The sequence below is a fragment of the Oceanospirillum sediminis genome (assembly GCF_014164585.1).
Taxonomy (GTDB): Bacteria; Pseudomonadota; Gammaproteobacteria; order Pseudomonadales; family Halomonadaceae; genus Oceanospirillum; species Oceanospirillum sediminis.
The window spans coordinates 1-324 of record NZ_JACJFM010000304.1 but is presented as its reverse complement, the minus strand read 5'-3'; the positions used below and the strand labels follow the sequence as shown (position 1 = coordinate 324).

The window sequence follows — 324 nt, the reverse complement described above, 5'->3', positions numbered from 1 at the left end:
CTTAGGGTTTCCTTTCATATTTAGAGGAGCTTTGGATGTTCGTGCAACAGGAATTAATGAGGCAATGAAAATGGCTGCGGTAAAAGCCTTGGCTGCTTTAGCCAAAGAACCTGTGCCAGAGCAGGTAAATGTGGCTTACGAACAAACGCGTTTGGCTTTTGGTAGAAAATATATCATTCCTAAACCTTTTGATCCTCGCTTAATTGCTGAAATTCCACCAGCCGTTGCAAAAGCAGCAATGGAAAGTGGTGTTGCCCAAACTGAAATTACTGATTGGAATAAATACAAGGATGCATTAAGAGAGCGTCTTGGTTCTGATAATAA

General features: G+C 41.0%; 1 pseudogene. It reads left to right on the top strand.

Annotation, left to right across the window (positions count from 1 at the left end):
• A pseudogene (locus H4O21_RS28770) lies at window positions 1-324 on the top strand (NADP-dependent malic enzyme); the annotation flags it as partial.